This window comes from Rhizobium phaseoli, from assembly GCF_010668805.1.
Taxonomy (GTDB): Bacteria; Pseudomonadota; Alphaproteobacteria; order Rhizobiales; family Rhizobiaceae; genus Rhizobium; species Rhizobium phaseoli_A.
Map to the genome: position 1 here is coordinate 1 of NZ_WUFT01000128.1, position 402 is coordinate 402.

The window sequence follows — 402 nt, forward strand, 5'->3', positions numbered from 1 at the left end:
CAGGGAGAGCGTCAGCATCGTCGTCAAGCCGAGCACGACGGCGAGACCGAACATCCCAGCCGTGTAGGTTCCAAAGCTGTCCTTCAGATAGCCCACCAGATATGGACCTGCGAAGCCGCCAAGTGCGCCGATCGAGTTGATCAGCGCGAGTCCGCCTGCGGCTGCCTGGCCGGAAAGGAACCGGGCCGGCAGCGTGTAGAAAATCGTGCGGCCAGCGATCGTACCGATCAATGCCAGCGTGATACCCGTCATCGTGGGCAACAGTTGGTGAAAGTATGTCGAGATACCGAGCGCGACGGCACCGATCAGCAGACCCGCGGCAAGGTTTGCGATATGCCCGCCGCGCCGGTCCACCCGTTTCGCCCACCAGAGCAGTGCGATGGTGGCAAAGAAGTACGGCAC

1 pseudogene is annotated in these 402 nt (G+C 62.2%); it reads right to left on the minus strand.

Annotation, left to right across the window (positions count from 1 at the left end):
* A pseudogene (locus GR197_RS31700) lies at nt 1–402 on the minus strand (MFS transporter); the annotation flags it as partial.